We start from the raw sequence: 4,613 nt of genomic DNA, 5'->3' as shown, positions 1-4,613 counted from the left end.
CGCCATCACCGGCGAGAGCGCCCCGGTGATCCGCGAAAGCGGCGGCGACCGTTCTGCCGTGACCGGCGGCACCACCGTGGTGTCCGACTGGATCAAGGTGCGGATCACGGCCAAGCCGGGTTCGACCTTCCTTGACCGGATGATCGCCATGGTCGAGGGCGCGGATCGCAGGAAGACGCCGAACGAGCTGGCCCTTGCCGTGCTGCTGGCCGGCCTGACCCTGATCTTCCTGATCGCGGTCGTGACCCTGGTCGGTCTTGGCGCCTATTCGGGCGTGAACATCGATCCGATGGTGCTGGGCGCCCTGTTCATCACCCTGATCCCGACCACGATCGGGGGCCTGCTGTCCGCCGTCGGCATCGCCGGCATGGACCGGTTGCTGAAGGTCAATGTGCTGGCCACTTCGGGCCGTGCGGTGGAGGCGGCAGGCGACGTCGACACCCTGCTGCTCGACAAGACCGGCACCATCACCTTCGGCAACCGTATGGCGACGGAGGTTATTCCGGTTCCCGGCGTGCGTCCGGAAGCCGCCCTGGCCGCCGCCGTCATGGCGTCCCTGGCCGACGAGACGCCCGAGGGCCGCTCCATCGTCGAACTGGGCCGAAACGCCGGCGTCTCGGTGGAACAGCCGGTCGGCGCCGTCGCCATTCCCTTCACCGCCGTCACCCGCCAGTCGGGCCTGGATGTCGGTAAGGACAGTTGGCGCAAGGGCGCGGTCGATGCCGTGCTGAAGGATTTGAACCTGTCCGACGGTGCGGCCCCGGCCGAGTTCCGTCAGGCCGTGGACCGGATCGCCCGCTCGGGCGGCACGCCCCTGGCCGTGACCCAGAACGGCGTGCTGGTCGGCGTCATCCACCTGAAGGACGTGGTCAAGCCGGGCGTGAAGGCGCGCTTCGCCGACCTGCGCCGCATGGGCCTGCGCACCGTCATGATCACCGGCGACAATCCGGTGACGGCGGCGGCCATCGCCTCGGAAGCCGGCGTCGACGACTACCTCGCCGAGGCCACGCCCGAGGACAAGATGCGCCTCATCAAGGCGGAACAGGCCAAGGGTCGTCTGGTCGCCATGTGCGGCGACGGCGCCAACGACGCCCCCGCCCTGGCCCAAGCCGACGTCGGCGTGGCCATGCAGACCGGCGCCCAGGCCGCGCGCGAGGCCGGCAACATGGTCGATCTCGACAGCGACCCGACCAAGGTCATCGAGATCGTCGAGGTCGGCAAGCAACTGCTGATCACGCGCGGCGCCCTGACGACCTTCTCGGTCGCCAACGACGTGGCCAAGTATTTCGCCATCATCCCGGCGATGTTCGTGGTCGCCCTGCCGTCGCTGGGTGCGCTGAACGTCATGCGTCTGCACAGCCCCGAGAGCGCCATCCTGTCGGCGGTGATCTTCAACGCCCTGGTCATCGTCGCCCTGATCCCCCTGGCGCTGAAGGGCGTCAAATACCGGGCCATCGGAGCCGGCGCCCTCCTGGGTCGCAACCTGTTGATCTACGGCCTGGGCGGCCTGATCGCGCCGTTCGTCGGCATCAAGCTGATCGACCTCGTCATTTCCACGCTCGGCCTGGCCTGATGCGTGTGTCCAAGGACATCTCCATGCGTAAACGTCTCTCTAAAGCTTCCGGCCGCAACGACGCCTGGTTCGCCGCCGCCTGCATCTTGGGCATCGCCGGCCTGGGTCTGTGCAGCGAGGCCAAGGCTCAGGACGTCTCGGCGAACGTCGCCCTGACTTCCGACTATGTCTTCCGCGGCGTCAGCCAGACCCAGGAAAACCCAGCCCTCTCGGCCGGGGTCGATCTGACGAAGAACGGCTTCTACGCCGGCGGCTGGGCCTCGAACGTCGATTTCGGCGACGACACCGACGCGGAGGTCGATCTCTACGCCGGCTATCGGCCCGAGGTCGCGGGCTATGCCCTGGACTTCGGCGTGGTCGGTTACCTCTACGCCGGCCAGCCGGACGGCGCGGACTATGACTATGTCGAGCTGAAAGCCGCCGCCTCGCGTGCGGTCGGCGCGGCGACCCTGGGGGCGGCGGTCTATTATTCGCCCGACTTCTTCGGTGCGTCGGAAGACGAGGCGACCTATGCCGAAATCAACGGCGCCGTCAGCCCGGCGGCCAAATGGACCATCTCGGGCGCCGTCGGGCGTCAGTGGGTGTCGTCGGACCTGGATTACACCACCTGGAACCTGGGCGCGGCCTATCAGCTGACCGAGAGCCTAGCGGTCGACCTGCGCTATCACGACACCGATCAACACGACTTCGGCGATCTCTACGGCGCGCGCGCCGTGGCGACGCTGAAGGCGACCTTCTGAGGCGAGGACCATGGTCAATCAACTGCGTCCGGCCATCGTGATGATGGCCCTTTTCACCCTCCTGCTGGGGCTGGCCTATCCGCTGGCCGTCACCGGGATCGCCCAGGGCGTCTTTCCCAGCCAGGCCAACGGCAGCCTGGTGCGCGACGCCGGCGGTCGGGTCGTCGGCTCGGCCCTGATCGGCCAGCCGTTCGCGGGCGCGACCTATCTGCACCCGCGCCCCTCGGCGGCGGGCGACGGCTATGACGCCGCCGCCTCGTCGGGGTCGAACATGGGGCCGCTGAACCCGGATCTGGCGGCTCGCGTCGCCGAAAGCGCCCAAGCCATCCGCGCCGACGACGGCGCGGGGGTCATCCCCGCTGATGCGGTCACGACCTCGGCCTCGGGCCTCGACCCGGACGTGTCACCGGCCTACGCTCGGCTTCAGGCCGCGCGGATCGCCCGCGCCAGGGGCGTTCCCGTGCAGCAGGTGCAGACCATCATCGACGGCCAGACCGAGGGGGCCTTCCTCGGCTTCATCGGCCAGCCGCGGGTCAATGTCCTGCTGACCAATCGCGCGCTGGACGCCCGCTTCGGCGCGGAGGGCTGATTGCCCGAGACGGCGCCCGAAACGCCCGCGACTTCAGCCGTTCCGCGCCGCAAGCGCGGGCGGCTGAAGGTGTTTCTGGGCATGTCGCCCGGCGTGGGCAAGACCTATGAGATGCTGCGCGCCGCCCGCCGCCGAAAGGCCGAGGGGCTGGATGTCGTGGTCGGCGTGGTCGAGACCCATGGCCGCAAGGAGACGATGAGCCTGCTGCGCGGGCTGGACGTCATGCCCCGCGCCCCGATCGACCATCGGGGCCGCGCGCTGATGGAGTTCGATCTGGATGGGGCGCTGGCGCGTCGTCCCGGCTTGCTGCTGGTCGACGAATACGCCCATTCCAACGTCCCCGGTTCGCGCCACCCCAAACGCTGGCAGGATGTTGAGGAGCTTCGCGACGCCGGGATCGACGTCTGGACGACGCTGAACATCCAGCATCTGGAGAGCCTGTCCGACGTCATCCTGCGCATCACCGGCGTGCGTCAAAGGGAGGCCGTGCCCGACAGCGCCCTGAGCGAGGCCGACGACATCGAGGTGGTGGACATCACGCCCGAGGATCTTCGCGCCCGCCTGGCTGAGGGCAAGGTCTATGTGCCCGAGACGGCGCGGGTCGCGTCCGAGAACTTCTTCAAGCTGGAAAACCTGACGGCCCTGCGTGAACTGGCCCTGCGCCGCGCGGCCCAGACGGTGGACGACCAACTGCTGTCGCATCTGCGCGAGCGCGGCGTGTCGGGGCCGTGGGCGGCGGGCGAGCGGATCCTAGTCCTGGTGGGCGGCGACGCCATGAGCGCGTCTCTGGTGCGCACCGGCCGGCGCATGTCGGACATGATGATGGACGCTCCCTGGTCGGTGGCCCACGTCGAGCGGCCGTCGGGCTCGCGTTCCGACGCGCGGTCGGCCGGCCGTCTGTCCGAGGCCTTCAAACTGGCCGAGCAACTGGGCGGCCGACCGGTGACGCTGAGCGGCGACGACGTCGTGCGCACCGTCCTGGACCACGCCCACCGCAATAACGTCACCCAGATCGTCATCGGCAAGACGCGGGGCGGGCGGTTGGCCGAATGGACCGGTCGGGCGCTGGCGACCGAACTGTTGCGCAAGGCCCAGGGCGTGGCCGTCCATGTCGTGACCGAAGGCGATTTGACGGCGCCCGAACCCGCGATCAAGCCCGGTTCCCGGGCGGCGCTGGAATGGCGCGCCTATTCGACCGGCGCGGGCTTCGTCGGGGCCGCGACCGGCGTCGCCCTGTTGCTGGACACGCGGTTCGAGCGGGTCGATCTGGGCGTCATCTATCTGGCCGCCGTGGTGGCGGCCGGAGTGCTGAACGGGCTGCGTCCCGCCCTTGTGGCGGCGACCCTGGCCTTCCTGACCTACAACTTCCTGTTCCTTCAGCCGCGCTACAGCTTCCTGATCGGTTCGCCGACGGACTTCCTGACCCTGGTGCTGTTCTGGGCCGTGGCCCTCGGCACCGGGGCCCTGGCCGGTCGGGTACGCGAACAGGCCCGTGCCGCCCAGCGCCGCGCCGCCGCCGTTTCGGCCCTGCTCGCCGCCAGCCAGACCCTGTCCGCAGCCCAGGATCGCGCCGCCACGGCTCGCAGCCTGGCCGAGCAGGCCTCGGCCGCCGCCGGAGCAGGGGCCGTGGTCCTGTTACCGGACGGCGACGACATCGTCCTGACGGCCGCCAGTCCCGAGGGGGTGACCCTGGGCGCTGACGCCATGGCCG

Annotated in this window: 4 protein-coding genes; all 4 read left to right on the top strand. The window is 69.5% G+C overall.

Annotated elements, in window-relative coordinates:
* A partial coding sequence (kdpB, locus tag Q7J26_RS04750) for a potassium-transporting ATPase subunit KdpB (RefSeq protein WP_304935354.1) occupies nucleotides 1-1,573 on the top strand: 1,573 nt, incomplete at its 5' end.
* 23 nt (nucleotides 1,574-1,596) lie between these two features.
* Nucleotides 1,597-2,313, top strand: a complete 717-nt coding sequence (locus Q7J26_RS04745) for a TorF family putative porin (protein ID WP_304935353.1) — start codon at nucleotides 1,597-1,599, stop codon at nucleotides 2,311-2,313.
* A gap of 10 nt (nucleotides 2,314-2,323) precedes the next feature.
* Nucleotides 2,324-2,902: a K(+)-transporting ATPase subunit C gene (gene kdpC / locus Q7J26_RS04740; RefSeq protein WP_304935352.1), complete on the top strand. Its 579-nt coding sequence runs from the start codon at nucleotides 2,324-2,326 to the stop codon at nucleotides 2,900-2,902.
* Nucleotides 2,903-4,613 (top strand): DUF4118 domain-containing protein (locus Q7J26_RS04735; RefSeq protein WP_370651911.1); only part of this gene is annotated, 1,711 nt, incomplete at its 3' end.

Origin of the sequence: Brevundimonas sp., from assembly GCF_030656255.1 — a bacterium.
Classification (GTDB): domain Bacteria; phylum Pseudomonadota; class Alphaproteobacteria; order Caulobacterales; family Caulobacteraceae; genus Brevundimonas.
The sequence above is the reverse complement of the archived record's forward strand: the minus strand, read 5'-3'. Positions and strand labels throughout refer to the sequence as shown.